Annotated in this window: 1 protein-coding gene; it reads right to left on the bottom strand. The window is 57.4% G+C overall.

From position 1 onward, the window contains the following. On the bottom strand, positions 1-251 hold a 251-nt coding region (locus BG74_RS00005), incomplete at both ends, for an ATP-binding domain-containing protein (protein WP_187202411.1).

Genomic DNA, 251 nt, shown 5'->3' with positions numbered 1-251 from the left:
TCGCGTACAGAGATAACCGCGCACGCGCACGCGTGACCGCGGTATACAGCAATTCCCGCGTTAATACCGGCATGATCTGATTGGGTAACGCCAGCGCGGTGTGGTGGAATTCCGATCCCTGAGATTTATGCACCGTTATCGCGAATGCTGTTTCATGCTCCGGCAACCGGCTTAGCGGCACCGCTTTGATACCGCCGTCCGGAAGGGAGAAATGCATACGCAGCGTCTGCTCGCCATCCCAGAGCAAGATC

The sequence above is a fragment of the Sodalis-like endosymbiont of Proechinophthirus fluctus genome (assembly GCF_001602625.1).
Lineage (GTDB): Bacteria > Pseudomonadota > Gammaproteobacteria > Enterobacterales > Enterobacteriaceae.
This window is presented reverse-complemented; position numbering and strand designations above follow the sequence as displayed.